Source organism: Nocardioides ganghwensis (genome assembly GCF_014779655.1).
Lineage (GTDB): Bacteria > Actinomycetota > Actinomycetes > Propionibacteriales > Nocardioidaceae > Nocardioides > Nocardioides ganghwensis.
On record NZ_JACXYX010000002.1, the window covers coordinates 237118 to 263253 of the forward strand.

Annotated in this window: 26 protein-coding genes; 17 read left to right on the plus strand and 9 right to left on the minus strand. The window is 73.4% G+C overall.

The genetic code is table 11. The features are described 5' to 3' along the window. The first annotated feature begins 3 nt into the window (after positions 1 to 3). The 7 genes from IEZ24_RS03380 to IEZ24_RS03410 are packed head-to-tail and all read left to right on the plus strand — an operon-like array spanning position 4 to position 5982. Positions 4 to 357, plus strand: a complete 354-nt coding sequence (locus IEZ24_RS03380; RefSeq protein WP_129453437.1) for a holo-ACP synthase — start codon at positions 4 to 6, stop codon at positions 355 to 357. 12 nt (positions 358 to 369) lie between these two features. Next, positions 370 to 1761, plus strand: a complete 1392-nt coding sequence (locus tag IEZ24_RS03385) for an NAD(P)H-hydrate dehydratase (protein WP_129453438.1) — start codon at positions 370 to 372, stop codon at positions 1759 to 1761. 8 nt (positions 1762 to 1769) lie between these two features. After that, a complete protein-coding gene (alr, locus tag IEZ24_RS03390) occupies positions 1770 to 2933 on the plus strand; it encodes an alanine racemase (protein WP_129453439.1) in 1164 nt (387 codons plus the stop codon). Further along, a complete protein-coding gene (locus IEZ24_RS03395; protein WP_129453440.1) occupies positions 2930 to 3994 on the plus strand; it encodes an alpha/beta fold hydrolase in 1065 nt (354 codons plus the stop codon). The genes alr and IEZ24_RS03395 overlap by 4 nt, the downstream gene beginning before the upstream one ends. Next, entirely contained in the window at positions 3991 to 4881 is an 891-nt protein-coding gene (gene tsaE / locus IEZ24_RS03400; RefSeq protein ID WP_129453441.1) for a tRNA (adenosine(37)-N6)-threonylcarbamoyltransferase complex ATPase subunit type 1 TsaE, read from the plus strand. The genes IEZ24_RS03395 and tsaE overlap by 4 nt, the downstream gene beginning before the upstream one ends. Positions 4882 to 4891: 10 nt before the next feature. Beyond that, positions 4892 to 5530, plus strand: a complete 639-nt coding sequence (gene tsaB / locus IEZ24_RS03405) for a tRNA (adenosine(37)-N6)-threonylcarbamoyltransferase complex dimerization subunit type 1 TsaB (protein WP_129453442.1) — start codon at positions 4892 to 4894, stop codon at positions 5528 to 5530. After that, positions 5527 to 5982 carry a GNAT family N-acetyltransferase gene (locus IEZ24_RS03410; RefSeq protein ID WP_165355959.1) on the plus strand — a complete coding sequence of 152 codons (456 nt, stop codon included), beginning with the start codon at positions 5527 to 5529 and terminating at the stop codon, positions 5980 to 5982. The genes tsaB and IEZ24_RS03410 overlap by 4 nt, the downstream gene beginning before the upstream one ends. A 90-nt stretch (positions 5983 to 6072) precedes the next feature. Here the strand turns inward: IEZ24_RS03410 and IEZ24_RS03415 are convergent, their stop codons facing one another. Then, positions 6073 to 7521 carry a hypothetical protein gene (locus IEZ24_RS03415; protein WP_191192811.1) on the minus strand — a complete coding sequence of 483 codons (1449 nt, stop codon included), beginning with the start codon at positions 7519 to 7521 and terminating at the stop codon, positions 6073 to 6075. Between the two features lie 4 nt (positions 7522 to 7525). Then, positions 7526 to 7936, minus strand: coding sequence for a hypothetical protein (locus IEZ24_RS03420; RefSeq protein ID WP_129455525.1), 411 nt, complete (start codon positions 7934 to 7936; stop codon positions 7526 to 7528). Positions 7937 to 8030: 94 nt separating this feature from the next. Between IEZ24_RS03420 and IEZ24_RS03425 the strand changes: the two genes are divergently transcribed. Beyond that, on the plus strand, positions 8031 to 8642 hold the full coding sequence (locus tag IEZ24_RS03425) for a hypothetical protein (protein ID WP_129455526.1): 612 nt from the start codon (positions 8031 to 8033) through the stop codon (positions 8640 to 8642). Here IEZ24_RS03425 and IEZ24_RS03430 read toward each other — a convergent pair. Further along, positions 8639 to 9850: a hypothetical protein gene (locus IEZ24_RS03430; protein ID WP_129455527.1), complete on the minus strand. Its 1212-nt coding sequence runs from the start codon at positions 9848 to 9850 to the stop codon at positions 8639 to 8641. The two genes, IEZ24_RS03425 and IEZ24_RS03430, sit on opposite strands and share 4 nt — an antisense overlap. Further along, on the minus strand, positions 9847 to 10419 hold the full coding sequence (locus IEZ24_RS03435; RefSeq protein ID WP_242498511.1) for a SigE family RNA polymerase sigma factor: 573 nt from the start codon (positions 10417 to 10419) through the stop codon (positions 9847 to 9849). The genes IEZ24_RS03430 and IEZ24_RS03435 overlap by 4 nt, the downstream gene beginning before the upstream one ends. 125 nt (positions 10420 to 10544) lie before the next feature. Between IEZ24_RS03435 and IEZ24_RS03440 the strand changes: the two genes are divergently transcribed. Then, positions 10545 to 11675: an S-(hydroxymethyl)mycothiol dehydrogenase gene (locus IEZ24_RS03440; protein WP_129455528.1), complete on the plus strand. Its 1131-nt coding sequence runs from the start codon at positions 10545 to 10547 to the stop codon at positions 11673 to 11675. Positions 11676 to 11692: 17 nt separating this feature from the next. Beyond that, complete coding sequence (locus IEZ24_RS03445; RefSeq protein ID WP_439116363.1) at positions 11693 to 12310, plus strand: MBL fold metallo-hydrolase; 618 nt, start codon at positions 11693 to 11695, stop codon at positions 12308 to 12310. A gap of 6 nt (positions 12311 to 12316) precedes the next feature. Here the strand turns inward: IEZ24_RS03445 and IEZ24_RS03450 are convergent, their stop codons facing one another. Beyond that, complete coding sequence (locus tag IEZ24_RS03450) at positions 12317 to 12949, minus strand: helix-turn-helix domain-containing protein (RefSeq protein ID WP_129455530.1); 633 nt, start codon at positions 12947 to 12949, stop codon at positions 12317 to 12319. Positions 12950 to 13229: 280 nt separating this feature from the next. On the opposite strand from IEZ24_RS03450, the gene IEZ24_RS03455 reads away from it, so the two are divergent. Both IEZ24_RS03455 and IEZ24_RS21950 read left to right on the plus strand, forming a co-directional pair. After that, complete coding sequence (locus IEZ24_RS03455; protein ID WP_129455531.1) at positions 13230 to 13688, plus strand: GNAT family N-acetyltransferase; 459 nt, start codon at positions 13230 to 13232, stop codon at positions 13686 to 13688. Between the two features lie 42 nt (positions 13689 to 13730). Next, positions 13731 to 15524: a glycoside hydrolase family 3 protein gene (locus IEZ24_RS21950; RefSeq protein WP_129455532.1), complete on the plus strand. Its 1794-nt coding sequence runs from the start codon at positions 13731 to 13733 to the stop codon at positions 15522 to 15524. Positions 15525 to 15536: 12 nt separating this feature from the next. On the opposite strand, the gene IEZ24_RS03465 is transcribed toward IEZ24_RS21950, so the two are convergent. Next, entirely contained in the window at positions 15537 to 16712 is a 1176-nt protein-coding gene (locus tag IEZ24_RS03465; RefSeq protein WP_129455533.1) for a class I SAM-dependent methyltransferase, read from the minus strand. Between the two features lie 250 nt (positions 16713 to 16962). Between IEZ24_RS03465 and groES the strand changes: the two genes are divergently transcribed. From groES to IEZ24_RS03480, 3 genes are all read left to right on the plus strand, one after another. Continuing rightward, on the plus strand, positions 16963 to 17256 hold the full coding sequence (groES, locus tag IEZ24_RS03470) for a co-chaperone GroES (RefSeq protein WP_129455534.1): 294 nt from the start codon (positions 16963 to 16965) through the stop codon (positions 17254 to 17256). Between the two features lie 86 nt (positions 17257 to 17342). Next, the gene (groL, locus tag IEZ24_RS03475; protein ID WP_129455535.1) at positions 17343 to 18965 is read left to right on the plus strand and encodes a chaperonin GroEL; all 1623 of its coding nucleotides are present in this window, start codon (positions 17343 to 17345) and stop codon (positions 18963 to 18965) included. Between the two features lie 151 nt (positions 18966 to 19116). Next, positions 19117 to 20001 (plus strand): GNAT family N-acetyltransferase, encoded by an 885-nt coding sequence (locus tag IEZ24_RS03480; RefSeq protein ID WP_224744771.1) that lies wholly within the window; start codon positions 19117 to 19119, stop codon positions 19999 to 20001. A gap of 9 nt (positions 20002 to 20010) precedes the next feature. Here the strand turns inward: IEZ24_RS03480 and IEZ24_RS03485 are convergent, their stop codons facing one another. Continuing rightward, positions 20011 to 21381 carry a hypothetical protein gene (locus tag IEZ24_RS03485; protein ID WP_129455537.1) on the minus strand — a complete coding sequence of 457 codons (1371 nt, stop codon included), beginning with the start codon at positions 21379 to 21381 and terminating at the stop codon, positions 20011 to 20013. Next, entirely contained in the window at positions 21375 to 21896 is a 522-nt protein-coding gene (locus tag IEZ24_RS03490; RefSeq protein WP_129455538.1) for a SigE family RNA polymerase sigma factor, read from the minus strand. The genes IEZ24_RS03485 and IEZ24_RS03490 overlap by 7 nt, the downstream gene beginning before the upstream one ends. Positions 21897 to 22023: 127 nt before the next feature. Here IEZ24_RS03490 and guaB point away from each other — a divergent pair, with 127 nt between their 5' ends. Both guaB and IEZ24_RS03500 read left to right on the plus strand, forming a co-directional pair. Next, complete coding sequence (gene guaB, locus IEZ24_RS03495; protein WP_129455539.1) at positions 22024 to 23526, plus strand: IMP dehydrogenase; 1503 nt, start codon at positions 22024 to 22026, stop codon at positions 23524 to 23526. Between the two features lie 223 nt (positions 23527 to 23749). After that, complete coding sequence (locus IEZ24_RS03500; protein ID WP_129455540.1) at positions 23750 to 24382, plus strand: TetR/AcrR family transcriptional regulator; 633 nt, start codon at positions 23750 to 23752, stop codon at positions 24380 to 24382. On the opposite strand, the gene IEZ24_RS03505 is transcribed toward IEZ24_RS03500, so the two are convergent. Beyond that, the gene (locus IEZ24_RS03505; RefSeq protein ID WP_129455541.1) at positions 24372 to 26072 is read right to left on the minus strand and encodes a CHAP domain-containing protein; all 1701 of its coding nucleotides are present in this window, start codon (positions 26070 to 26072) and stop codon (positions 24372 to 24374) included. The genes IEZ24_RS03500 and IEZ24_RS03505 overlap by 11 nt on opposite strands. Positions 26073 to 26136 lie beyond the last annotated feature (64 nt).

The window sequence follows — 26136 nt, forward strand, 5'->3', positions numbered from 1 at the left end:
ACCGTGCCCGTCATCGGCGTCGGCATCGACGTGGTCGACATCGACCGCTTCATGCAGTCCCTCGAGCGCACGCCCGCCCTGCGCGGACGGCTCTTCACCGCGGCGGAGTCGTCGCGCCCGCCCGCGTCGCTGGCGGCCCGGTTCGCAGCCAAGGAGGCGATGGCCAAGGCGCTGGGCGCCCCGGTCGGCATGGCGTGGCACGACGCCGAGATCGTCTCGGAGGAGACCGGTCGGCCCCGCTTCGAGATCCGCGGGACCGTGGCGGCCCGGGCAGACCAGCTGGGCGTCGCGCACGTGCACGTCTCGCTGTCCCACGACGCCGGCATCGCCTCGGCGGTCGTCGTCCTGGAGAGCTGAGGGGAGTCTGACGTGCTGCGCGCACACACCGTGGAGGACGTACGCCGGGCGGAGGCCGCCGTCATGGCGCGGCTGCCCGAGGGCGCCCTCATGCAGCAGGCCGCCGCCGGGCTCGCGGCCGCGGTCCTCGACCTGCTCGGTGGCGGCTACGGCCGCCACGTGCTGCTGCTCGTCGGCCCGGGCGACAACGGGGGTGACGCGCTGTGGGCCGGGGCCCGGCTCGCCGCCCGCGGGGCCCGGGTCGAGGCGCTGCTCCTCGCCGACCACGTCCACGAGGCCGGTCTGGCCGCGCTCCGGGCCGCCGGCGGGACCGCCACCCGCGCCCTCGCCGACCTCGATCCCGCCGCCGACGTCGTCGTCGACGGGATCGTCGGCATCGGCGGCCGTCCGGGCCTGCGCCCCGACGCGGTCGCGGCCCTGGAGGCGTACGCCGGGGTCCCGGTCGTCGCGGTCGACGTGCCGTCGGGCGTCGACGTCGACACCGGGGGGCTCGACGGGCCGCACGTGCGCGCCGACCTCACCGTCACCTTCGGCACCCACAAGGTGGCCCACCTCGTGGACCCGGCCGCCGCGGCGAGCGGGGCGCTCCACCTCGTCGACCTCGGCCTCGACCTCGGCGAGCCGGCAGTCGAGGCACTGCAGCCCGCCGACGTGCGCGCGCTGCTGCCGCGACCCGGCGACGCCGACCACAAGTACACCCGCGGCGTCGTCGGCGTGCGCGCCGGATCGGGCACCTACCCCGGAGCCGCGCTGCTCGCGGTGGCCGGCGCCAACACCGGCCTGGTCGGCATGGTCCGCTACGTCGGCCCCGCGGACATCGCCGACACCGTGCGCTCCGCGCACCCCGAGGTCGTGGGGGAGGGGCGCGTCCAGGCGTGGGTCGTCGGGCCCGGTGGCGGTGACGACGCCGACCGGATGCTCGCCGAGGCCCGCGCCGACGGTGTGCCCGTGGTCGTGGACGCCGACGCGCTGCGCCACGTCGACGGCCCCGTCCGCGGTGGCGTGCTCACGCCGCACGCGGGGGAGCTGGCCGCGATGCTCGGCGTCGACCGCGAGGAGGTGGAGGCCGCGCCCCTGGAGCACGCGCGTGCCGCCGCCCGCCGCTGGGACTGCGTGGTCCTGCTCAAGGGCCACCACACGCTCGTCGCCACACCGGACGGACGGGTCCGCGTCACCACCACGGGCGTGCCGTGGCTGGCCACGGCCGGGGCCGGCGACGTGCTCTCCGGCCTGGTCGGGGCCCTGCTCGCCGCGGGCCTCGAGCCGTACGACGCGGCGTCCGTGGGCTCGTGGCTGCACGGGGCCGCGGCGACCCGCGCGGCCGGGGGCGGCCCGCTCACCGCGAGCCGGGTCGCGGTCCAGATCCCGCGGCTGGTGCGGGAGATCCTCACCGGTTTGGGATGATCGAGCGCATGAGCGATGCCGTGCCGCCGCGCGCCGAGATAGTGGTGGACCTCGCCGCCGTGCGGCGCAACGTACGGATCCTCAAGGACCTCGTCTCTGTGGACGGCCCCGTCGCCCTGATGGCTGTCGTCAAGGCGGACGGCTACGGCCACGGCATGGTCGAGGTCGCGGACGCCGCCCGGGAGGGCGGTGCCGACTGGCTCGGCGTCGCGACGATCGAGGAGGCGCTCGCCCTGCGGGCCGCCGGTGACCGCGGGCACGTGCTCTGCTGGCTCAGCGCGCCGGGCGACGACTTCGCGTCCGCCGTCGCCGCGGGGATCGAGCTCACCGCCTACTCCGAGGCAGAGCTCGAGGAGATCGCCGCCGTCGGTGGCGCCCGGGTGCAGCTCAAGGTCGACACCGGCCTCTCGCGCGGCGGGGCCGCGCGGACGGAGTGGCACGACCTGTTCGCAGTGGCGAGCGACCTCGAGAGCGAGGGCCGGATCACCGTGACCGGCATCTGGTCGCACTTCGCCGCCAGCGACGAGCCGGCCCACCCCGCCAACGACGCCCAGGAGGCCGCCTTCCGCGACGCCCTCTCGCTGGCCGCGTCGGCAGGCCTCGACCCCGAGGTGACCCACCTGGCCAACTCGGCGGCGACGCTCCTGCGTCCGTCGTCGCACTTCGACCTCGTGCGCTGCGGCATCGCGACGTACGGCCTCGACCCGGCGCCCGGCACCAGCCCGCGCATCGGCCTGCGTCCGGCGATGACCGCGCGCGCCCGCCTCGTGATGAGCAAGGCGATCGCGGCCGGTGACGGCGTCTCCTACGGGCACACCTGGCACGCCGCGGAGGACACCACCGTCGGGCTCGTGCCCGCCGGCTACGGCGACGGGGTCCCGCGCGCCGCGGGCAACGTGGCCTCGGTGTGGGTCGAGGACTCGCTGCGCCCGATCCGCGGTCGCGTCTGCATGGACCAGGTCGTGGTCGACCTGCACGGCGAGCTGCCGCCGCCCGGCACCGAGGTGGTCCTCTTCGGCCCCGGCGACCTCGGCGAGCCGACCGCCCAGGACTGGGCCGACGCGGTGGGCACCATCAGCTACGAGATCGTGACCCGCATCGGCGGCCGGTTCGTCCGGCGCCACATCGACACCGACGCCCCTGACGGGGCGAGCGAAGGGACCTCGCGTTGAGCATCAAGGGCCGCATCTTCGGCACCGTCGTGGGCGCAGCCGGCCTGGCTGCGGCCGCCGGCGCGGTCGGCATCGCCCGCCAGAACCGCATCATCGGCAACCGCGCCGCCGGGGAGGAGGTGGCCTTCGGCGAGCTGCACAGCGCGCCGCGCGTGGTGGTCACCGACGACGCCGTCGACCTGCACGTCGAGATCGACGAGCCGGCCGACCACGGCGGCCGTCCCGCCACCGACGACGACCTCACCGTCGTCTTCGTCCACGGCTACTCGCTCAACCTCGACTGCTGGCACTTCCAGCGCGCCGCCTACCGCGGCCAGGTGCGCACCGTCTTCTACGACCAGCGCAGCCACGGCCGGTCCGCGCGCTCCGACGAGGAGCACTGCACCGTCGAACAGCTCGGCCACGACCTGCGCCGCGTCATCGAGCACACCGTGCCCGGCCGGTGCGTGGTCGTCGGCCACTCGATGGGCGGTATGAGCGTGATCTCCCTCGCCGAGCAGCACCCCGACTTCTTCGGCGACAAGGTCGTCGGCGCCGCCCTGATCTCCACCACCGCCGGCGGCCTCGACCCCGGGCGCATCCTGTTCCCGATGGTGCCGCTGGGCCTCGGCGGCCGGTTCGTCGGGCGCGTCGTGCGCACCCTCGACCGCGGCCACCGCGTCGTCGACCTCGCCCGCTCCTGGGGACACGCCGTGGCCGACGTGGTCACCGACCTCTACGCCTTCGGCGACGACGTGCCCGCCTCGCACGTCGAGTTCGTCTACTCGATGCTCAACGCGACGCCGTTCGCGGTGGTCGCCGACTTCTACCCGGCGTTCGCGACGCTCGACCACTTCGAGCACCTCGAGCCGCTGGGTCGGGTGCCCACGGCGATCATCTGCGGCACCGAGGACAAGATCACCTCGGTCGGCCACAGCCGCAAGCTGCACAGCCGGATCCCCGGCTCCAGCCTCCTCGAGTGCGAGGGCGCGGGCCACATGGTGCTGCTCGAGCGCCACAAGCAGGTGACGGCCGAGCTCGACGACCTGATCTCGCTCGCCCAGGCGCAGGAGGCCCGATGAGCGTGGTCGTACGCCGCGTCGGCCCGGAGGCTGCCGCCGAGGTCCTGGCCGTGGTGCAGGAGGCGTTCGGGGCGCGTCCCGTCCTCGACCCGCCCGCGGACGCCCTGGGCGAGGACCTCGACTCGATCCGGCGGCTGCTCGCGCGGCGGGGCGGCCTGCTCGCCACGCTCGACGACGTCCCGGTCGGCTGCGTGGTGCTCGACCCCGACCCCGACGGCCTGGTGCTGCGGCGCTTCGGCGTCACCCCGGCCGCCCAGGGCAGGGGCGTGGCGTCCGCCCTCGTGGAGGCGGCCGTCGAGGCCGCGACCGGCCGGTCGTCCGTGCGGGTCGTCGCGCGCGAGGAGCTCCCCGACACCGTCGCCTTCTGGGAGGCCCAGGACTTCGTCGTCACCGGCCGGCGCAGCCCCTACGTCGAGCTCGCCCGCTGGCTCGGCAGCACCTTCGACGCCCCTGACGCCGAGACGATGCGCGGCCTCGGCGCGCGCATCGGCGCCAGCCTCGTGGCCGGCGACCTGGTCGTGCTCACCGGCGAGCTCGGAGCCGGCAAGACGACCTTCACCCAGGGCCTCGGGGCCGGCCTCCAGGTCCGCGGCCAGATCGCCTCGCCGACCTTCGTCATCGCCCGGGTGCACCCCTCGCTCGGCGACGGACCCGCGCTGGTGCACGTCGACGCCTACCGCCTCGGCTCGCTCGAGGAGCTCGACGACCTCGATCTCGACACCTCGCTCGACTCCGCGGTCACCGTCGTGGAGTGGGGCGCGGGGCTGGCCGAGGGCCTGGCCGACTCGCGACTCGAGGTCGTCATCGACCGCGCCGTGGGCGCCGCCCCGGACGACGACGAGCTCGATCCGCGCCGGGTTTCGCTCCGCTGGATCGTCGGCCAGTAACCTCGACGCCGTGCTCCTCGCCTTCGACACCGCGACCCAGCTGGTCTCCGTCGCCCTCCACGACGGCGAGCGGGTGGTCGTCGAGCTCTCCTCCGACCAGCCCATGAAGCACGGCGAGCACCTCGCCCCGCTCATCGCCCGGTCGCTCGAGGAGGCCGGCATCGTGCGCCAGGACCTCACCGCCATCGCGGTCGGGGTCGGCCCCGGCCCGTTCACCGGGCTGCGCGTCGGTGTCGTGACCGCGCGGACCCTCGGCTTCGTGCTCGACGTCCCGGTCTACGGGGTGTGCTCGCTCGACGCGGTAGCCCTCGAGGTGGTCGCCACCCGGGCGACGCCGGGCAGCTTCCTCGTGGCCACCGACGCACGGCGCAAGGAGGTCTACCTCGCCTCCTACGACGCCGACGGCCGTCGGCTGGAGGGTCCCGTCGTCACCAGGCCTGCCGAGGTGGCCACCGAGGTTCCTGTCGCGGGGGCCGGCCCGGAGCTCTACCCCGACGCGTTCCCGCACGCGATCGCCCCCGTACGCCCGGGTGCCGGCTGGCTCGCCGCCGGCGTCGGTTCCGAGCTCGTAGAATTGCTGGACCCCGAGCCCCTCTACCTGCGACGCCCCGACGCGGTCGCCGGCGCACCCAGAAAGCCCGTCTCGTGATCCGACCCGCCACGCCGGCCGACATCCCGGCCCTCGCCGCGCTCGAGCAGGAGCTGTTCGGGCCCGACGCGTGGAGCGAGGAGCTGATCCGGCAGGAGGTCGAGGGCCCGGGCCGGACCTTCGTGGTGACCGACGACCTCTCCGGCTACGGGGTGACGATGACGGCCGGTGACATCGTCGACCTGCTGCGCATCGGCGTACGCCCCGACGCCCGCCGCTCCGGAGTGGCCTCGGCCCTGCTGGACGAGCTGCTGGTCGGCACCGACGACGCCTCGCGGATGCTGCTGGAGGTGAGCGTGACCAACGCGGCTGCGCTCGGCTTCTACGTCGCGCGCCAGTTCAGCGTCATCGACGTACGTCCGCACTACTACCGCGACGGGTCCGAGGCCCTGGTGATGTGCCGCTGGCTCCCGGGTGCCGCGCGGACGCAGACCGCCACCGCGCACGACTGACGCGACCTCCGCGCGCGACCCGCCTCCGGACGACGAAGGTCCCCGCCCGAGAGCGGGGACCTGCATCTCGAACACCCGATGAGGCGTGGCTCAGTCGAGGACCCCGGGTGCGACGTCGTCGTCGCCGAGCCAGTCCTGGTCGTAGACCAGGCTGTCGCGCTGCTGCGCCTCGTCGCGGTCGCCCCTGCGGCCGCCGCGTCCGGACGCGCCACCGACGCCTGTGCTGCGCGCGCCGCTCGCACCACGCCCGCCCGCACGGGAACCGGCGGTCGAGCCGGTCGCCGCACCGCGGCCGCCGGCCGACCCGGCACCGCCGCGCGCGCCGGCCGAACCAGCGGACCCGGCCGCACCGCGCGCGCCCGCCGAACCTGCCGAACCAGCCGAACCGCGAGAGGTCGGGCTGCCGGCCGTGCCGCTGCGCGCGGCGGGCGAGCCGCTCGAGGCAGCGGGCGTACGGGAGAGCGCGCCGGCGCTGCCGCTGCGACCGGTCGCGCCGATCGGGCGCGTCGGTGCGCTGCCGGCCGATGCGGAGGCCGCCCGTCCGCCGCCCATCATGCCGCTCGCACCGCCGGCCGCGCCCGCAGCGCCGAAGGCGGCTGCGTTCATGCCGCCCGCACCGCCCGCGCCACCGGCCCCGCCCGACGAGGTCGGGGCCGAGACCTGCGGACCCTGGTAGGTCACGCCGCTCTGCTGGCTGCCCCCCACCGTGGTCGTCTCGGTCGGCACAGTGGGCACCGTGATCGGCTGCGTGGGATAGGTCGGGTGGGTGATCGGAGGAGTGGTGATGGGCTGCGGCGGGTTCGTGGTGGTCGTGGTGGTCGTGGTGACCTCGGTGCCGGACGGGGTCCAGCTGTCGAGGTGGAAGCCCTGGGCGTTCTTGCTGCCGCCGCCGGCACCGCCGCCCGTGGTCGGCGGGGCCTGGGTGCCGGGCAGGTAGGGGCCGCCGGGACGGGAGGGGACGTCGTCGGTCGGCTCGGTGGGGTCGTCCTGCCCGTGGATCTCCTTCATCGGCGGGATGGCGCCGAGGAACGCGGCGTCGAGCTCCTTGGTGAGCGCGAGCGACCTGGCCTCCTGCCGGTCGTACTGCGTCTGCCAGGCGTTGCGCTCGTTCTGGCGGGCCTGGGCGGCCTGGGCCTGGGCCTGGAGCTCCTCGGGGGTCGGCTCCACGCCGGGCGTGCCGGCAGGAGCCTGGTAGGCAGCAGGCTTGGGCCCGAGGTCGGCCATCGCGTCGCGGGCGTCCTTGGTGTCGTTGATCTGCTGCCCGACGGTGACGAGGGCCTCGCCAGCGGCGCGGAGCGTGTCGGCCTTCTCGGACATCGACGTGGAGGACTTCTCCATGCCGGCGCGGAGGGCCGGGCCGGTGAGGGTCTGCTCGCCGATGCGGAGCTCGGCCTGCGCGGCGGCGAGCTTGAGGGCGTCGCTCAGGGTCTGGAGGTCCTGCGCCTTGCGCTTCCAGTCGCGGCCGACCACCTGCACGTGCCCGCCGAGGGCACTGTCGAGGTAGGTGTCGAGGTTGATCCGGTTGGGTCCCTTGGTCACGGCGTCAGTCCTGGTTGTCGGTCGGCAGCGTGCACTGGCTGGAGGAGAAGTCGGGTGCGGCGACGCAGTCGGTGGCGACCTCGATCCGGGCGGCCGTGGCCACGCTCTGCTCGGTGGTCTGCTGCACGTCGTTGCTGAACTGCTGGACCGAGGCGCCCATCTCGCGCAGGCCCGCGATCATCCGGTTGAGCTCCTCGCCGACGGCGTCGTGGGCCATCTGGACGTTGGTGGCGAGGCGGTAGCCACCGGTGAAGGACTCGCCGAACGACGTCTGGTGCACGGCGGCGATCGGGTCGTTCTCCAGGCCGGTGGCGGCCATGTCGAACGAGACCAGCAGGGACGAGATGGTCTCGGGGTCGATGTTGAGCCCCAGCATCGTCTGGTTGAGCAGTTCGCGGTCTTCGAGCGGCAGCATGGTCTGTCCTTTCCCCCTGGTCACAGAACCGAAACCAACCTTAGGTGGCTGATCTGGGTGCGCCACCATCGTCCCCCGCGGCTAGGCTCGATGCATGACTTCTCGGGCAGATCGTCCTCGTCGTGCGCTCTCGACGGCCGTCGCGGTGGGCGTCCTGGCCGTCACTGCCGGCTGCCAGTCCTCCTCGGGGGAGTCAGCGAGGGAGCCGACCACGGGCACGCCGACGACCTCCACCACCCCGGTGCCGGTGCCGGTGCCCAGCACCCCTGTCGTCGAGCCGGCCGACGGCAAGGTGGTGAAGGTGCCGGGGGCGTCGATGCGCGCGCTCAGGTCCTACAAGCGGGTCAGCGACTACGGCATCGTCCAGGGCTACAACGACGAGAAGAGCGCACTCACGCTGTCGCCCAACCTGACTCTCGCGAAGTCGCTCGACGGCTTCGCCAAGGAGTGGATCCGCGCCCACGGCGGCCCCCGGGTCATGGAGCGCCAGGACGACGTGGTCGTCGGCGGCAAGTACAACGCGTGGCACGTGATCGACTCCCGTGACGACAACGAGGAGTCCCACTACTACGGCGTGATGTTCCTCGACAGCGCGTGGCTGATCAACATCGCGATCTACCAGGGCGACCCGTGGAGCCTGACGCCCGAGGAGGGCGAGGAGGTCGTCGCGAGCCTCCTCGCGTCGTTCAAGACCGACCTCGACTAGCGGACCTCGGCCATCGTGAGCCCGGACTCTCCGGCGCTCTCGATGCCGAGGCGCTGCACGGTGCCGTCCAACCCGAGGCGGACGATCACGCTGTCCTCGCCACCCGGCCAGACCCGTGCGACCAGGTGGTCGTCGTCCTCCCAGAGGATGTTGGTCTCGTTGACGCCGCCGACCTGGCGGCGGGGCAGCACCAGCTCGAAGTCGACGACCACCTCGCCGGACGTCGCGTCGAGGACCGCCAGCGTCGGTGAGCCGTACTCTCCACCGGACGCGACCGTGCCGACGACGTGCTGACCATCGGGGCTGAAGTGGTCGAGTGCGTAGTCGCAGGTCTCCCACGCTACGGCGCCGCTGGGCGACGTACCGTCGATGACGGCGGAGCACGAGCCCTCGATGTCCGAGCTGATGAAGGCGGCGACCACGCCGGCGACCGGTGACGCCGACCGCGCACTGATCGGGCCGGGCAACGCGGTGGGGGTGTCCCCGTCGGCGATGAAGGTCGAGGTGGTGCCGTCGCCGTGGTTCTGCGTCGCGGCGACCTCCACGTCCGACACGAACCCGATCGGTGCGACCCGGTGCTCCCGCGGGCTCGGCGGGAACTCGAGGTAGGTCGAGATCGGGCCGCCGGCGACCTCGGCGATCTTGACGCGCCACTGGACGTCGTCGTACTCCGACCACGCGACGCGGCTGCCGTCCGGGCTCACCACGACGCCGCCGGTGGGCCCGACCTGGTCCACCAGCTCGAGGTCGGCGTCGAGGACCTCCAAGGTGTAGCTGCCCTCGTCGTTGGCGACGGCCATCCAGCCGTCCCGGTAGGGCGTGACCGTCTCGTAGGCCTTCGGCAGCTGGATCGTGCGCTCGGGAGTGATGAGGCTGGGGCTGTCGACGTCGACCAACGGGACTCCGACCGAGTCGATGACCGCCGCGCTGCGGGGGTCGATGATGACGGTGCCGGTGACTGTGGGGGACGGCGGCTGGGTGGCAGGAGGCACCTCGCTGCGCTGCGCGGGCCCCACCGTGCTGAGCCCGATCGGTACGGCGACGGCCACCATCGCCGCCACGGCGGCGCCGGCCACCGCGGCGCGGCGACGCTGGATGCGGCGGGCGCGCGTACGGACGTCGCCGACCGTGAACGGGTGGCGCTCCAGCGGGTCAGCCGTGCGGTGCAGGGCGTCGTGGACCTGGTCCTCGAGAGGAGTGTGGTTCATCGCGCATCGTCTCCGGACTCGTGGGGGTGGAGCCCATGTGGGTTGAGGGACTGGGGGGCCCGCGCACGCAGGCCCGCGAGCGCGCGGCTGGCCTGGGACTTCACGGTCCCGACGGAGATGCCGAGGGTGTCGGCGATCTCGGCCTCGCTGAGCTGCTCGTAGTAGCGCAGCACGATCACCGACCGCTGCTTGGGAGGCAACGTCTGGACGAACGACCAGAGCGCGCCGCCCATGCCGTCGTCGTAGGTGTCGACGGTGCCGGTCTCCGGCATCGTGTCGGTCGAGTGCTCCTTGCGCTTCCACGCCCGGCGCCACAGCGAGTTGTTCTCGTTGACCATGATCCGGCGGACGTAGCCGTCGAGGGCCTCCCGGTCGCGCACCTTGTCCCACGACAGGTAGAGCTTGGCGAAGGCGTTCTGGAGCAGGTCTTCGGCGGTCGCGTGGTCACCGGCGAGCAGGTACGCCGTCCGGTAGAGGGCGGCCTGGCGCGCGGACATGTACGCCGAGAAGTCAGCGTCCTTGTCGGCTCGCCGGTCGTGCGCTCCCATGTCGACGAGTGTCGCGGTCACCCTGCACCTCCTGCTCGATCTCGGGTGTTCCGTGCTGTGGCGTGTCGGGGTGAGGACGCGACCCGGTCGACGAAGGTTGCATCCGTTTGGGAGGGTCGTGTCACCACGTCGTAGGAGGAACGCTCATGCAGCAGGTCAAGGCCGTCGTCGCGCTCGCCAAGGGTGTGCCGGTGCAGCTCACCACGATCAACGTCCCCGACCCGGGTCCGGGCGAGGCGGTGGTCAAGATCCAGGCCTGCGGGGTGTGCCACACCGACCTGCACTACCGGGAGGGCGGCATCAACGACGACTTCCCGTTCCTGCTCGGACACGAGGCCGCGGGCGTGGTCGAGTCGGTGGGCCCGGACGTGACCGGCGTCGAGCCGGGGGACTTCGTGGTGCTGAACTGGCGCGCGGTCTGCGGCGACTGCCGTGCCTGCAACCGGGGCGAGCCGTGGTACTGCTTCTCGACCCACAACGCCACCCAGAAGATGACGCTCGCGGAGGGCGAGCTGGCCGGCACCAAGCTCTCGCCCGCGCTGGGCATCGGTGCGTTCGCCGAGAAGACCCTCGTCGCGGCCGGTCAGTGCACGAAGGTCGACCCCTCGGCGCGGGCCGCGGCCGTCGGCCTCCTCGGGTGCGGCGTGATGGCCGGGCTGGGCGCGGCGATCAACACCGGCAACGTGGGCCGCGGCTCGACCGTCGCCGTGATCGGCTGCGGCGGTGTCGGGGCGGCGGCGGTCGCCGGCGCCGCGCTGGCCGGCGCCTCGAAGATCATCGCCGTCGACATCGACGACCGGAAGCTCGAGACCGCGAAGAAGCTGGGCGCCACCCACACCGTGAACTCCAGCGAGGTGGACGCGGTCACCGCGATCCGCGAGCTGACCCCGCCGCCCGACGGCACCGGCCACGAGGGCGGCGCTGACGTGGTCATCGACGCGGTCGGTCGCCCGGAGACGTGGAAGCAGGCGTTCTACGCCCGTGACCTGGCCGGCACGGTCGTGCTGGTCGGTGTCCCGACCCCGGACATGAAGGTCCCCGACCTCCCGCTCATCGACGTCTTCGGGCGCGGCGGGTCGCTCAAGTCGTCCTGGTACGGCGACTGCCTGCCCTCACGTGACTTCCCGATGCTCGTCGACCTCTACCAGCAGGGCCGGCTCGACCTCGACGCCTTCGTGACCGAGGAGATCGGCATCGGCGACGTCGAGGCCGCGTTCGACAAGATGCACGGTGGCCCTGACTCCGAGACGGTGCTCCGCTCGGTGGTGGTGCTCTGATGGCCGGGGGTGTGCGTGTGGACCACGCCGTGGTCTCCGGGACCTTCTCGCTGGACGGCGAGACGCACGAGGTCGACAACAACGTGTGGGTGATCGGCGACGACGAGCAGTGCCTGGTCATCGATGCCCCGCACGACGCCGACGCGATCCTCGAGGTCGTCGCCGGCCGGGCCGTGAAGGCGATCGTGTGCACCCACGCCCACGACGACCACGTACGGGTCGCGCCCGAGCTCCGCCGGCGCACGGGCGCACCGATCCTGCTCCACCCCGACGACCGCCCCCTGTGGGAGCTCACCCACGGCGGCGACCAGCCTGATGGGGAGGGCGCCGAGCTGTGGGACGTCGACCTCACCGACGGCCAGACGCTGACGATCGGCGGTGCCGCGGTCACGGTCATCCACACGCCCGGCCACGCACCGGGCGCCGTGTGCCTCTACGTCCACGACCTCGGCTGCGTCTTCACCGGCGACACCCTCTTCGAGGGCGGGCCGGGCGCCACGGGGCGCTCGTACAGCGACTCCGACCTCATCAAGGACTCGATCCGCCGGCGCCTGCTCGACCTGCCCGACGAGACGGTCGTGCACACCGGGCACGGCCCGGACACCACGATCGGGGCCGAGCGGCAGAACCTCTGACGCCGCTCAGGCCGTCAGCCAGCCTGCAGGCGGTCGGAACCACGGTCGCTCCTCGAGGATGCGTCGCCGGCGCTGCTCCCTGAGCTCGTCGAGGTGGACCGCCTCCGCCACAAGCTGTTCGTGCGAGGGGTGGTCCACCGGGGTTCCGTCGAGGAGCCGGTAGAGGTGCCGCAACGAGGTGTGGAAGACGACCCTCGGCGCTCGCCTCCGACGGGAGTGACGACGCCACCACAGGACGTCGGCCGTGGACTCGACCCCACGTGGACGCCACCAGCCGGCGACGTACAGGTCGACGTGCGCCGGGAAGCGGCGCCCGCCGCGGTCGCGCGCCCCGTCGTCGCGCATCGGCTCGACCTCCTCGCCCGTCTCGACGTCGTGGATTCGGCTCCCGAGACCGGCGAGGTGCAGCAGGTGCTGCAGCACCGAGGCCCGCGGACTCGTCCGGCCCGTCTCCCAGCGAGCCACGACGGACTGGGACACGCCCAGGATCGCGGCGAGGCCGCGCTGCGACACGTCGAGCACCCGCCGGACGCGGCGTACGGTGCCCGGGATCCCGCCGTCGAACGGCCCCATGGCGTACCACTCCACCTCCTCGGGGGTCCAGCCCTCCATCTGCTGCCAGTCGAACTCCGTCTCCATGCCTTCCCCCTACGTCGGTGTGTCCCTGCATCACACCGGCGCGCACCGACAGTCGGGAGCGCTTCTCCACAGGCTGCGCGGCCGTCCGGGTCGCCGTCCCCGCGTCGAGGGTCGTCGCGCTCACTCGCGACTGAGTCTCTGAGCGACTCAGTCGCCAGGGGGCGGGCCGGGCGGTGGGGGCGGGCTGGGCGGTGGGGAGCGGGCTGGGCGCGGAGAAGGGGCGATCGGACGATCGGGGAACGGATAGGCGGGAACGGTGCAGCGTGGGTACGGTCGCGGTGTGGGGACCAACGCATTCGTTCCGTCGGACTTCCAGCCGCCGACCTCGCTGGGGACGGAGAGCTTCCGGCTCGCGCCGCTCGGGCCGCAGCACAACGAGTCCGACCACGCGGCCTGGACGTCGAGCATCGCGCACATCCGTTCCACTCCGGGCTACCCGGACGGACGGTGGCCGCCCGCTGAGGGCATGTCGCTCGAGGAGAACCTCGCCGACCTGACCCGCCACGCAGCCGACTTCGAGGCGCGCAAGGGGTTCACGTACACGGTTCTCGACCCGTCGAGCGGTGAGGTGATCGGGTGTGTCTACCTGTACCCGTCGGCGTCGCCCGAGCACGACGTCGAGGTGCAGTCCTGGGTGCGGGTCGACCGGGCCGAGCTGGACGAGCCGCTCGCCGATGCGGTGGCTGCCTGGCTGGAGTCCGAGTGGCCGTGGGAGCGTCCCGACCGACATGGCCGGTGACCGACGACGGGTCGACATCGGTGTCCGTGCCACCATGACGGGATGCGTGCGCGGTCGATCTCCCTCCTGACGACGCTCGCGCTGGTGGCGTCCCTGAGCGCGTGCGACGGCGACGGCGGAGCCGAGGGTCCGGACCGGGGATCGGCGGAGACCGGTGCGGCGGGTGAGCCGACCAGTACGCCGACCGTCCCGCCGACGCCGTCGGAGGAGCTCGGCCTGGTGGAGGGCTGGGGGCCGGACCGGTCCGAGCTGGACCGCGCCGCCAGGATCGTGGGACGGATGCGGTTGCCGGACCTCGCCGGCCAGGTCATCGTCGCCGACTGGCAGGGGACCGAGGCCCCGGTGCGGATGGTGCGCGAGCTGCACCTCGGAGGCGTCATCGCCTTCTCGTCCAACGTCGCCTCGGCCGCCCAGGTCGCCCGCGTGAACACCACGTTGACGCGCCAGGTGCGACGGAAGTGGCCGCTGTTCCTCGGCGTCGACCAGGAGGGCGGGGTGGTCGAGCGCCTGCGCGGCGCGGCGACGAGGTTCCCCACGTTCATGAGCGCAGGGGCAGCGGGGGATGTCTCCCTCACCGAGCAGGCGTACGCGGCGAGCGGAGCCGAGCTGCGCCGACTCGGCTTCACCGTGGACTTCGCCCCCGACGCGGACGTGACCTCCGGGCCCGGCGATCCCACCATCGGGTCGCGCTCGGCCTCCTCGAGGCCGGGTCACGCCGCCGACCACGTGGTCGCGGCGGCCGCAGGGTTCGGTGCGGCGGGCGTGGTGCCGGTCGTCAAGCACTTCCCGGGGCACGGGTCGGTGCCGGCCGACAGCCACCTGACGCTCCCGGTGCAGACCAAGACGTCGGCCCAGCTCGAGGCGACGGACCTGGTCCCGTTCCGCGCGGCCGTCGAGGCGGGGGTGCCCGCGGTGATGGTCGGTCACATCGACGTCCGGGCCGTCGACCCGCGGGTGCCGTCGTCCCTGTCGCGCAAGGTGACGACCGGGCTGCTGCGCGAGGAGCTCGGCTTCGGCGGCCTGGTGGTGACCGACTCGCTGGAGATGGCCGCGGTCACGCGTGGCCGGGACCCACGACGTACGGCCGTGCAGGCGATGCGGGCCGGTTCCGACGTGCTCCTGATGCCGCCGTCGCCGGTCGTCGCGCGTGCCGCGCTGGTCCGTGCGGTCAGGTCGGGGGCGCTGCCGCGGCGTCGCCTGGAGCAGGCAGCAGCCCGTCAGATCGCGTTGCTGACACACCTGGCGGACGCGCAGCAGGAGCAGGCGGTCGCGCCCGCTGACGCGTCGCGGGCGCTGTCGGCGGCCGCCGTGACGGTGACGGACGGGGCGTGCTCGGGTCGCCTGACGGGTGACACGGTCCACCCGTACGGCGACCCCGGGGCCGTCGCCGTGTTCGCCGCCGCCGCTCGGGCGGCCGGCATGACGGTGCTGGTCCGCCAGTCGCCGCCGTCGAAGCTCACCGACGCGAAGCCCCGCCCGGAGCGACGCAAGAAGGAGGGCAAGCGGGCCTTCAAGAGGCGGACGCGGGAGTGGGTGCAGGCGGAGGAGAGACGCGTACGCCGCCTCGCGGCCTGGACCGCCCGGGAGGATGCCCGGCTCGCAGCCGGGACGGCCATCGGCTTCACGGGCTTCCGCGACGCCCCGGTCGACGGCCAGGTCGCCGTCGCCACCGACGCACCGTGGGTGCTCGGCAGGGTCACCGCGCCCACGCGGATCGCGACCTTCGGCGACACGCCTGCGGCGATGGCGGTCCTGGTCGAGGTGCTCCAGGGCCGGGCGACGGCGCCGGGCCGGCTCCCGGTCAAGGTCGCCGGGGTGGCGCGCCCCGGCTGCTAGCCGCAGCCCGGGTCAGAACGGCTCGACCAGAAGTGCCGTGCCATGCCCGGCGACCCGCGTCATCACGAGCGTGGCCTCGTTGTCGCCGCGGAGGGCGAGCCGCTTGCGCAGCTCCTCGGGGACGACCTGCACGCCACGCTTCTTGATCGTCAGGCGGCCGATCCCGCGCTGGTGCAGCGCGGCCCGGAGCGGCTTCTCGCGGTAGGGCAGCTGCTCGAGCACGCGGTAGCCGCGGGCGAAGGGCGTACGGAAGGACGCGTCGCTGGTGACGTAGGCGATGTGCTCGTCGACCAGTCCGCCGTCGACCCCGGCGGCCACAGCCGTCACCAGCCCGGCACGCACGACGGCGCCGTCCGGCTCGTAGAGGTACGTCCCGACCTCGCGCACGCCGGCGCCCGGGTCGTCCTCGTCGGTGAGGGTGGCGAGCCCGCGCTCGCCGATCACGGTGGCGCGACGGTCGGTAGTCGACAGGCCGGGCGACCAGATGACCGCCTCCTTGACCTCGCCGCCGTCGCTGACCCACTCCGCCTCCGCGCCGGGCGGCACGAGGTCGTGGCCGATGCCAGGGGCCACCTTGACGACGGCACGCCGCTGGAGCAGGTCGAGCACCCACGGCCACGGCGGCGTCCAGCCGTCCACGTCGAAGACGCGACCCCGGCCGCCGCGGCGGGCAGGATCGGCGAAGGCGGCGTCGAAGCCGCTCGGGTCGACCGTGGTGGCATCGCCTGCCTGGACCGCGCCGGGGAGCCCGAGAGCGTCGAGGTTGGCCCGCGCCATCGCGACGCGGACCGGGTCGAGGTCGATCCCGGCGGCGACGAGCCCGGCCCGGGCGAAGGCGATCAGGTCGCCGCCGATGCCGCAGCCGAGGTCCACGACGCTGCCGCCCGGGATCGCCGCGGCCAGCCGGGCCGCCCGGTGGTCCGCGACCCGCGTGCGCGTGGCCTGCTCGAGTGCATCGGGGGTGAAGAACATCTGGTGGGCGGCTTCGCCGAACTTGGCCACGCCCTTCGCGCGCAGCTGCGCCTGGGTGGTGGCGGCGGCGGCCTTCTCGGCGTCGGGCTCGAGGCGGCGTACGGCGGCGGCGACGCGCACCGGGTCGCCCGCGTGGTCCTCCCAGGCCCGGGTCGCGTGGACGAGCAGGCGACCACCCTCGGTCGTCCGCAGCCAGTCCAGCGTCTCGAGCTCCACGTGGGCATCCTGTCAGGCGCCGCGTGAGACGCCCGGTGCGGACCGGGAACAGGTCCGGCTAGCACTCGGTTGGTCAGAGTGCTAGCGTCTGTTCTGGCACTCTCGACCCGAGAGCGCCAACGCTCGTGAGCCTGGCACGACCCCCGCGACGGCGTGCCGCCCGGATCGCGAGCCCACGTCCTGGGAGCCCGGGCAAATCGATCCGGTCTCCTGAAGAATCTCGTGCAGAGAAAGTGGAGGTTGATCCGAAGTGTCGGTCAACATCAAGCCCCTCGAGGACCGCATCGTCGTCCAGACGCTCGAAGCCGAGCAGACCACCGCCTCCGGCCTGGTCATCCCGGACACCGCCAAGGAGAAGCCCCAGGAGGGCGAGGTCGTGGCGATCGGTCCCGGTCGCATCGACGACAACGGCAACCGTGTCCCGCTCGACGTCGCGGTGGGCGACAAGGTCATCTACAGCAAGTACGGCGGCACCGAGGTCAAGTACTCCGGCCAGGAGTACCTGATCCTCTCCGCCCGCGACATCCTCGCGGTCGTCTCCTGACGCACCTGGCATCCCGGCCGGCCCCCGCGCCGGCCGGGATCCGTGCACGTCAGGCCCTGATCAACCCTTCCTAGGAGCACACCCAGATGCCCAAGATCCTGGAGTTCGACGAGAACGCCCGCCGCGCGCTCGAGCGCGGCGTCGACGCCCTCGCCAACGCCGTCAAGGTGACGCTCGGCCCCAAGGGCCGCTACGTCGTCCTCGACAAGAAGTGGGGCGCCCCCACGATCACCAACGACGGGGTGACCGTCGCTCGCGAGATCGAGCTCGACGACCCGTTCGAGAACCTCGGTGCCCAGCTCACCAAGGAGGTGGCCACCAAGACCAACGACATCGCCGGTGACGGCACCACCACCGCCACCGTGCTGGCCCAGGCCATGGTCCACGAGGGCCTGCGCGCCGTCGCGGCCGGTGCCAACCCGATGGGCCTCAAGCGGGGCATGGACGCCGCGGCCGAGGCCGTCGGCGACGCGCTGCGCGAGGCCGCCCGCGAGGTCGAGACCCGCGAGGACATGGCGTCCGTCGCCACGATCTCCAGCCGCGACAGCCACATCGGCGACCTGCTCGCCCAGGCCTTCGACAAGGTCGGCAAGGACGGCGTGATCACGGTCGAGGAGTCCAACACCATGGGCACCGAGCTCGAGTTCACCGAGGGCATGCAGTTCGACAAGGGCTACATCTCGGCCTACTTCGTCACCGACCCGGAGTCGATGGAGACGGTCCTCGACGACCCCTACATCCTCCTCCACCAGGGCAAGATCTCCTCGATCCAGGAGCTGCTTCCGGTGCTCGAGAAGGTCATCGCGACCGGCAAGCCGCTCTTCATCCTCGCCGAGGACGTCGAGGGCGAGGCGCTCTCGACCCTGGTCGTCAACAAGATCCGCGGCACCTTCAACGTCGCCGCGGTGAAGAGCCCGGCGTTCGGTGACCGCCGCAAGGCGATGATGCAGGACATCGCCGTCCTGACCGGTGGTCAGGTCGTCGCCCCCGAGGTCGGCCTCAAGCTCGACCAGGTGGGCCTCGAGGTCCTCGGTCAGGCGCGTCGCGTCGTCATCACCAAGGACAACACGACCATCGTCGACGGCGCCGGCGACGCCACCGCCGTCGAGGGCCGCGTCAACCAGATCAAGGCCGAGATCGAGAACACCGACTCCGACTGGGACCGCGAGAAGCTCCAGGAGCGCCTCGCCAAGCTCGCCGGCGGTGTCTGCGTGATCAAGGTCGGCGCCGCCACCGAGGTGGAGCTGAAGGAGAAGAAGCACCGCATCGAGGACGCTGTCTCCGCGACGCGCGCCGCGATCGAGGAGGGCATCGTCCCCGGCGGTGGCTCCGCGCTCATCCACGCCGTGTCGGTGCTCGAGGGCAACCTCGGCCTGACCGGCGACGAGGCAGCGGGTGTCCGCGTGGTCCGCAAGGCGTGCGACGAGCCGCTGCGCTGGATCGCCGAGAACGGCGGCGTCAACGGCTACGTCGTGACCTCCAAGGTCCGCGAGCTCGGCGTCGGCAACGGCTACAACGCCGCCACCGACGAGTACGGCGACCTGGTCGCCCAGGGTGTCCTCGACCCGGTCAAGGTCACCCGCTCGGCGCTCGTCAACGCGACGTCCATCGCCGCGATGCTGCTCACGACGGAGACCCTCATCGTCGAGAAGCCCGAGGACGAGGAGCCGGCCGCCGCCGGCGGCCACGGGCACGGCCACGGTCACTGACCACGGCCGCTCATCGAGCACGCACGGCCCGCTCCGCACTCCGCCACCTCGGCGGGGGCGGGGCGGGCCGTCGCCGTTCCAGGCCGCGGTGTGACGTGCGCGTTACGCCTCGCACCACCTCCCGAAACATCGCCCGGGCAGCATGGGCGACATGCTGTGGAGAGTGCGTACGACCCTGGACGACCGGCCCGGTGCCCTGGCCGAGCTGACGTCCGCCTGCGGCTCGGCGGGTGTGAACATCCTGGGGCTCCAGGTCTTCCCCGGCCTGGACCGGGTGACCGACGAGCTCGTCCTCCGTACGCCCGACGACTGGGAGCTCGCCGACCTCGCGGACCTCGTCGAGCGGTCCGGCGGCACCGGTGTGAGCGTGCTCCCGTGCACCGAGGCCGCGCTGGCCGACCAGCCCACCCGCTACGTGCTGGCGGCGCGGAGCATCCTCGCCGCTCCGGCGACCTTCCCCGACGTCGTGGCCCAGCTCTTCGACGCCGAGGCCGACCCCGACGGGGCGGGTCTCTCGGCGGTGATGGACGGCATGGACCTCGAGATCGGCGACGTCGTGGTCCAGCTGCGGCGTACGGCGCCGTTCACCGCAGCTGAGCACGCCCGCGGCCGGGCGCTCGCCGAGCTCGTCGCGGACGTGCTCGCCGCCTCGGCGGCCTCGGCCGCGCCCGAGCCGAAGGACCTGTCCACCGACGAGGAGCCGGTCCTCGAGGTCCGTGAGGGGGAGGTGTGCGCCGTCGTCGCGGCCGTCGTCGTCGGCCGGGCCGCCTGGGAGGTCGACGACGACGATCACGTGTGGCACGTCGAGCTGGCGGTCGACCCGGCCTGGCGGCGCCGCCGGATCGGGTCGCGGCTGCTCCTCGAGACGGCTCGTGCAGCCCGGGGCTCGGACGCCGACGAGATCGTCCTGCGGACCGCCGCGGACAACCCGGCAGTGCTGCCGCTCGTGCTCGGCACGGGGCTGCGCGGCCGGATCCGGATGGGCAGCGACGACCTCACCGTGCGGATCCCGGTGCGGAGGCTCGCCACGGTCTGACGGGCGTGGTCAGCGGATGATCTCGCCGAGGTGTGCGGTCGCCCCGCTGCGGCCGAACAGCTCCACCTTGCTCCCGGCGGGCGTGGACCACAGGAGCTGGTCGCCGGGAGCGGGCCCCGCGGCGACGTTCCAGGCCGACGTGCCGTCGCCCAGCCGCAGCAGCCGACCCTCCTCGAAGTCGTAGAGGTAGGTGCCTCCCGTCGCCCTGTCGTACGCGGTCATGGTCAGGTAGTCCCCACCCCCGACCAGCTGACCGCCCTCGACACCGCTGTCCTGCACGGTCATGACCTGGTCGCCGTCCGTCGTGACGACCTGGACGCGGTCGTCCCGCACGCCGCCCTCGTAGGTGCCGCAGTACTGCGACATGGCGATGCGGTCGCCCGCCGCGCTGAAGCCGAGGAGGTTGCAGCGCTCCCCGAGGGCGGGGTCGAAGGAGGTCTCCTCGCCGGTGGCGAGGTCGCGCACGTGCACCCGACCGGCGTCGCCGTTCTGCGAGTCGGTCCACACCAGCGCGTCCTGCGTGAAGGCGAACGCGCCGACCCGCAGGCCCTCGTCGCGCACGTCACGCTGCTCGGTGAGCGACACCGACCACAGGTCGTAGGTGTCGCCCTCGGCGTCGGCGTCGTCGGCCTCACCGTCGGGGCCCATCGGCCAGCCGCCCTCCGGGACCTCGCCCCGGGTCGCGAGCACGGGGACGTAGAGGCGCCCGTCCGGGCCGACCCGGGCGCCCCACGGCCCGTCGGTCGCCGGGAGGCCGGTCCAGCGCAACGTGTCCCAGGTGTCGCTCGCACGGTCGTACACGTGCGCCGTCAGGGCCATCGCCAGGTCGTCGCCGGACTCCACCGGCTCGCCGGGGCTCACGAGCACGAGCCGCTGCTCGCTGAGCTCGACGGCCCACAGCTGGCTCTGGCCGATGTCGCGGGCTTCCGTCAGCCAGTCCTTCTCCCCGGTCGCGGGGTCGAGGAGCGCGAAGCGCGGGTAGAGCTGCGTGGACCGCGGACCGTCCCGGAAGAGGACGAGGCCGTCGTCGGTGACCCCGTCGAAGTACTGGCCGTTGTCGGAGTCGAGGTCGTCGTTGGTGTGCGATGCCAGCTCCCGGTAGTCCTGGCCCTCCACCGCCGGCGTGGCCTCGGTGAGGCGCACGGTCGGTCCTGCCGGTCGGGGGACGCCGGCCGCGGCGAGGTCGGCCGGCGCCGGGTTGGTCCAGGCGAGCGACCCGAGGGCGATGGCGCCCGCCGCGAGCGACGTGCCGCCTGCGATCGCGACGCGCCGGACCCGCACCCGGCGCCGCCCCCGCCCGAGCACCGCGGTCAGGTCCGTACGGTCCTGCGGCGGGCTGGCCGACGCCTCGCGCATCAGCTCACGCAGCTCGTTCACCATGACACCGCTCCCTCGGCCTGCTCGCTGGTCGGCGAGTCGCTCAACACGGACCGGAGCGAGAACAGCGCACGCGAGGTCTGGCTCTTCACCGTGCCCTCGGTGCACCCCAGCAGGGCCGCCGTCTCCGCCACCGAGAGGTCCTCGAAGTAGCGCAGCACCACGCACGCGCGCTGCCGCGGCGGCAGGTCGGCGAGGGTGGACATCAGCGCCTGGCGGGTGGCTACGGCGGTGGCGACGTCCTCGCCGCTGGCCGTCGTGTGGTCGGCCTCCTGCGGTCGCTCGGTGCTGGACCGCCGCCGGGCGTGGTCGAGGCACGCGCTCACCACGGCCTTGCGGGCGTAGGCGAGCTCGCCGCCGTTGCGCTCCAGCCGCGGCCACCGGACGTACACCCGGATCAGCCCCTCCTGGACGAAGTCCGAGGCCCGCTCCCAGTCGCCGCACATCAGGTAGGCGGTGCGCCGGAGGTGGGCGCGCGACGACGCGGCGAACTCCACGAACGCCGCCTCGTCACGCAATGTTCTGCTCCATGTCCGTCTGAACGCAGTGGCGCGGCCCGCAGGTTGCACGCACGTCCCGGGAATCCTCGACCACCCCGGGTCACCCGGGCCGGACGCCCCGCCGCCGCACCGTAGAATGTGACCCGTGGAGATCCCGGAGAAGTTCGCTGCGCTCGGCCTCACCTACGACGACGTGCTGCTGCTGCCGGGGGAGTCCGACCTCGCGCCCAGCGACATCGACACCACCACCCGCCTGACCCGCGAGATCTCGATCCGCGTGCCGCTGATCAGCGCCGCGATGGACACCGTCACCGAGGCGCGGATGGCGATCGCGATGGCACGCGAGGGCGGCATCGGCGTGCTGCACCGCAACCTCTCCATCGAGGACCAGGCCCGCCAGGTCGACCTGGTCAAGCGCACCCAGACCGGGATCATCTCCAACCCCGTCACCATCGGCCCCGACGCGACCCTCGAGGAGCTCGACCGGCTCTGCGGCGAGTACCGCGTCTCCGGCCTGCCCGTCGTCGACGTCGACAACCACCTGCTCGGCATCATCACCAACCGCGACCTCCGGTTCACCCCGGTCGCGGAGTGGGCGACGACCAAGGTCGACGAGGTGATGACCCGCGAGGGGCTCATCACCGGCCACGTCGGGATCTCGCGCGACGAGGCGACCACCCTGCTGCGCGCCCACAAGCGCGAGCGGCTCCCGCTCGTCGACGCCGAGGGCCGGCTCAGCGGCCTGATCACCGTGAAGGACTTCGTCAAGGGCGAGCAGTTCCCGCACGCGTCGTACGACGCCGACGGCCGGCTGCTCGTCGGTGCGGCCATCGGCTACTTCGGCGACGCGTGGGAGCGCGCCACCACGCTGGTCGAGGCCGGGGTCGACGTGCTCGTCGCCGACACCGCGCACGGCCACGTCCACCTGCTCCTCGACATGGTCCGCCGGCTCAAGGACGACCCCGCGACCAGGCACGTGCAGGTCATCGGCGGCAACGTCGCGACCCGCGAGGGCGCCCAGGCGTTCGTCGACGCGGGCGCCGACGCCGTCAAGGTCGGGGTCGGCCCGGGCTCGATCTGCACCACCCGCGTCGTCACCGGCGTGGGCGTGCCGCAGGTGACGGCCGTCTACGAGGCGTCGCTGGCCACCAAGCCGGCCGGCGTCCCGCTGATCGCCGACGGCGGCATGAAGCACTCCGGCGAGATCGCCAAGGCGCTCGTCGCCGGCGCCGACGCGGTGATGGTCGGCTCGATGCTGGCCGGCTGCGAGGAGTCGCCGGGCGACGTCGTCTTCGTCAACGGCAAGCAGTTCAAGTCCTACCGCGGGATGGGCTCGCTCGGCGCGATGAGCAGCCGCGGCAAGAAGTCCTACTCCAAGGACCGTTACTTCCAGGCCGAGGTCGCCAGCGACGACAAGATCGTGCCCGAGGGCATCGAGGGCCAGGTCGCCTACCGCGGCCCGCTCTCCGCCGTCGCGCACCAGCTCGTCGGCGGCCTCAACCAGTCGATGTTCTACGTCGGTGCGCGCACCATCCCCGAGCTCCAGGACAAGGGCCGGTTCGTCCGGATCACCTCGGCCTCGCTCAAGGAGAGCCACCCGCACGGCGTCCAGATGACCGTCGAGGCCCCCAACTACAGCGGGTCCTGACGACCACTGGTCCAGACCACTGCGGACACGCCTGCGGCGGCCCCCACACATTGACTACGGTGTCGTCGTATCCAATGGAGCCCGGGCTGGACGTGCGTGGGGCACGTGACGTCGCGGGGGTGACGACGGCGCGGCTCCACCGGATGGCACGTTCGCGTCGACGCCGGCAGGGGGCCGGCGTCGACGGCGGACGCCCAGCGACCGCGACCGGAGGACTGCGAGGATGACCGGCACCGCCGCGCCGCGCCGACGGGCGTACGACGCCAGCGCCCGCCGCGCCGCCGCCGAGCAGCGACGGGCCCACGTCGCCGTGACGGCCGCCGGGCTCTTCGCCGACCTGGGGTGGCGACGTACGACCATCGTCGCCGTCGCCCGCGAGGCGGAGGTCTCACCCGAGTACGTCACCAAGACGTTCGGCGGCAAGCACGGGCTGCTCATGGCGGCGATGCGTTCCGCGTCGTTCGGCAGGAGCGGATCGTTGCGGGACTCCTTCGCCGCGCTGCGGCTCGATGAGGAGCCGGACCCCGCCGTACGCCTGGACCGCTTCGTCGACTTCGCCTGTGACGTGGTGGTGCCGATGGCTCCCTTCGTCCCGGTGCTCGCCCAGGGGGCAGGGGACGACGACCGGATGAGGGACGTCCTGGAGGCCGCCCGGCACGGGCACGTCGAGCTGGTCCGGTCACTCGTGGAACTGCTCGCCACCGGGCCGGTGCACCCCGACACGGTCGACGAGATCGTGGTGCTGACCCGGGCCGAGACCTACTTGACCCTCGCTGACGAACGCGGCTGGTCGGTGGCTCGCTACGCAGCGTGGTTGCGCCGCTCCGTCGCGCAGGCGGTGAACGTCACGGCGTGAACCCGGCGCTGGTCGGCACCGAGTCGTCGACCACGGCCGCCGCCGGGCGTGCCAGCAGGCGTGCGCCGGCGCGGGCGACCACGTAGACCCCGCCGTCGCGGCGGGTGAGCAGTCCCGGTGACAGCGTCAGGTCCCCCGCAGCGCGGGCTCCGCGCCCCACCTGGGAACGCTGCCCGGGCACGGCGCCGCGCACGACGACGGCACCTCCTGCTGCGGTCGCCGCCACGTGCAGGTCGCCGGCCACCTCGCCGACGGCAGGAGAGGCGTACGGCGACCACTGTCCTGACAACCACTCGGGCCGGCTCCACCGGCGGCCGTCGAGGGTGCGTACGCCGAGGCGACCCGTTGCGGTGACCTGGTGCAGACGCGTGGTGCCGGTGCTGTCCGTGGTGAGGGCGGGCGTCGAGGTGGGGGACGCCGGGGGCCCGCCGAGACGCTGCAGGCGGGTGCGCCCCAGCGACTGGGCGAAGGTGGTTCCGCGTTCCGTCACCGCCACGAGCCAGGTGCGTCCGCGGGCGTCGGTGTCGAGGACGGGAGCGGTGTGGGTGCCCCAGGAGGCGGGGCGTCCGACCCGGGTGGGACGGCTCCAGCCGCCGTGCAGGGTGAGGCGTCGGGTGACGAGGGTGCCGTCCGGGGACACGGCCGCCAGCAGGGGGCGCCCGGTGCGGGAGAGCGCGACCGCCGGGCTGGCGGTCGGCGCCGAGCGAGCGACCCGGCGCAGGACGAGCCGGCCGCGGCGAGGCGTGCCGGCCAGCACGCGTCCGTCCCGCGTCGTGGCGGCCAACCAGGGCAGCCCCTTGCGGGAGAGCGTCAGCGCCGGCGCGGCGACGGGCGAGAAGGTGCGACGAGGGCCGACGGTCCGGGCGGGACGGCCCGGACGCGCGAGCCGCAGGGTGCCCCGGTCGTCGACGCGGACGGTCCACGACCCGCCGCGGCTGTCGGGCGCCGCGACCACGGAGCGGTCCGAGCCGACGTACGGCGAGGGGGCGACGTCGTCGAGGTGGAGGTAGCGGAACTCGGCGACGGGGACCGTCCGGGTGCCGTAGCCACCGGGCAGCGCGTGGTTGTACTCCTCGACGGTCACCGTGCCCGGCCCGATGTCGCTGACCCAGGCCACGTGGCCGACCCGGCCCGCGTCGGTCTGCGCGACCGCGCCGATCGCCGGGACGGAGTCGACCCGGTAGCCGAGGCGGCGGGCGACGTCGTCCCAGTTCTCCGCGTTGCCCCAGTGCTCCCCGCGGAAGTGGTTGGCGAAGCCGGCCATGCCGTTGCGCTCGTGGAGACGCCACGACACGAAGCTCGTGCAGTTGCGCCACACGAAGCCCCAGGGGTCGCCGATCGAGCCGTCGATCGACCACACCTGGCGCGCGCACGTCGGCCGCGGTCCGCGGGGGTCGTAGAGGTGGCCGGAGACGGGATCGAGCACCGGGGGCGGGGGCGGAGGCGGTGGTGGTGGTGGCTCGACGCCGGGCGCCGCGCCGCCGGGATTCCCGGGCTGCTGGCCGGACGCCTCCGGGCTCGGCTCAGGCTCCTCGATCGGCGGCTGCGGCACGATGGGGCACTGGCCCTCACCCGCCCACGGGTAGTCGTCCGACGCGTACGCCGCCACGGCGCCCGCCCCCGCCACCCCACTGGCCAGGCAGGTCGCCGCGACGACGCGCGCGAGCCATCGGATCCCCGTCTTCCCCACGTGCTCGACAGTAGGAAGGGGAGCGGTCGCGCGTGACCGGCTTTGCCGACCTGTGCACCGCCCG

Coding starts and splice junctions, on each gene's coding strand:
- IEZ24_RS03425 (WP_129455526.1), top strand. CDS start 8,031: ATGACTTCTCGGGCAGATCGTCCTCGTCGTGCGCTCTCGACGGCCGTC.
- alr (WP_129453439.1), top strand. CDS start 1,770: ATGAGCGATGCCGTGCCGCCGCGCGCCGAGATAGTGGTGGACCTCGCC.
- IEZ24_RS21950 (WP_129455532.1), top strand. CDS start 13,731: ATGCGTGCGCGGTCGATCTCCCTCCTGACGACGCTCGCGCTGGTGGCG.
- IEZ24_RS03420 (WP_129455525.1), bottom strand. CDS start 7,936: ATGCTGCCGCTCGAAGACCGCGAACTGCTCAACCAGACGATGCTGGGG.
- IEZ24_RS03430 (WP_129455527.1), bottom strand. CDS start 9,850: ATGAACCACACTCCTCTCGAGGACCAGGTCCACGACGCCCTGCACCGC.
- IEZ24_RS03500 (WP_129455540.1), top strand. CDS start 23,750: ATGACCGGCACCGCCGCGCCGCGCCGACGGGCGTACGACGCCAGCGCC.
- IEZ24_RS03485 (WP_129455537.1), bottom strand. CDS start 21,381: ATGGTGAACGAGCTGCGTGAGCTGATGCGCGAGGCGTCGGCCAGCCCG.
- tsaE (WP_129453441.1), top strand. CDS start 3,991: ATGAGCGTGGTCGTACGCCGCGTCGGCCCGGAGGCTGCCGCCGAGGTC.
- groL (WP_129455535.1), top strand. CDS start 17,343: ATGCCCAAGATCCTGGAGTTCGACGAGAACGCCCGCCGCGCGCTCGAG.
- IEZ24_RS03480 (WP_224744771.1), top strand. CDS start 19,117: ATGCTGTGGAGAGTGCGTACGACCCTGGACGACCGGCCCGGTGCCCTG.
- IEZ24_RS03450 (WP_129455530.1), bottom strand. CDS start 12,949: ATGGAGACGGAGTTCGACTGGCAGCAGATGGAGGGCTGGACCCCCGAG.
- IEZ24_RS03440 (WP_129455528.1), top strand. CDS start 10,545: ATGCAGCAGGTCAAGGCCGTCGTCGCGCTCGCCAAGGGTGTGCCGGTG.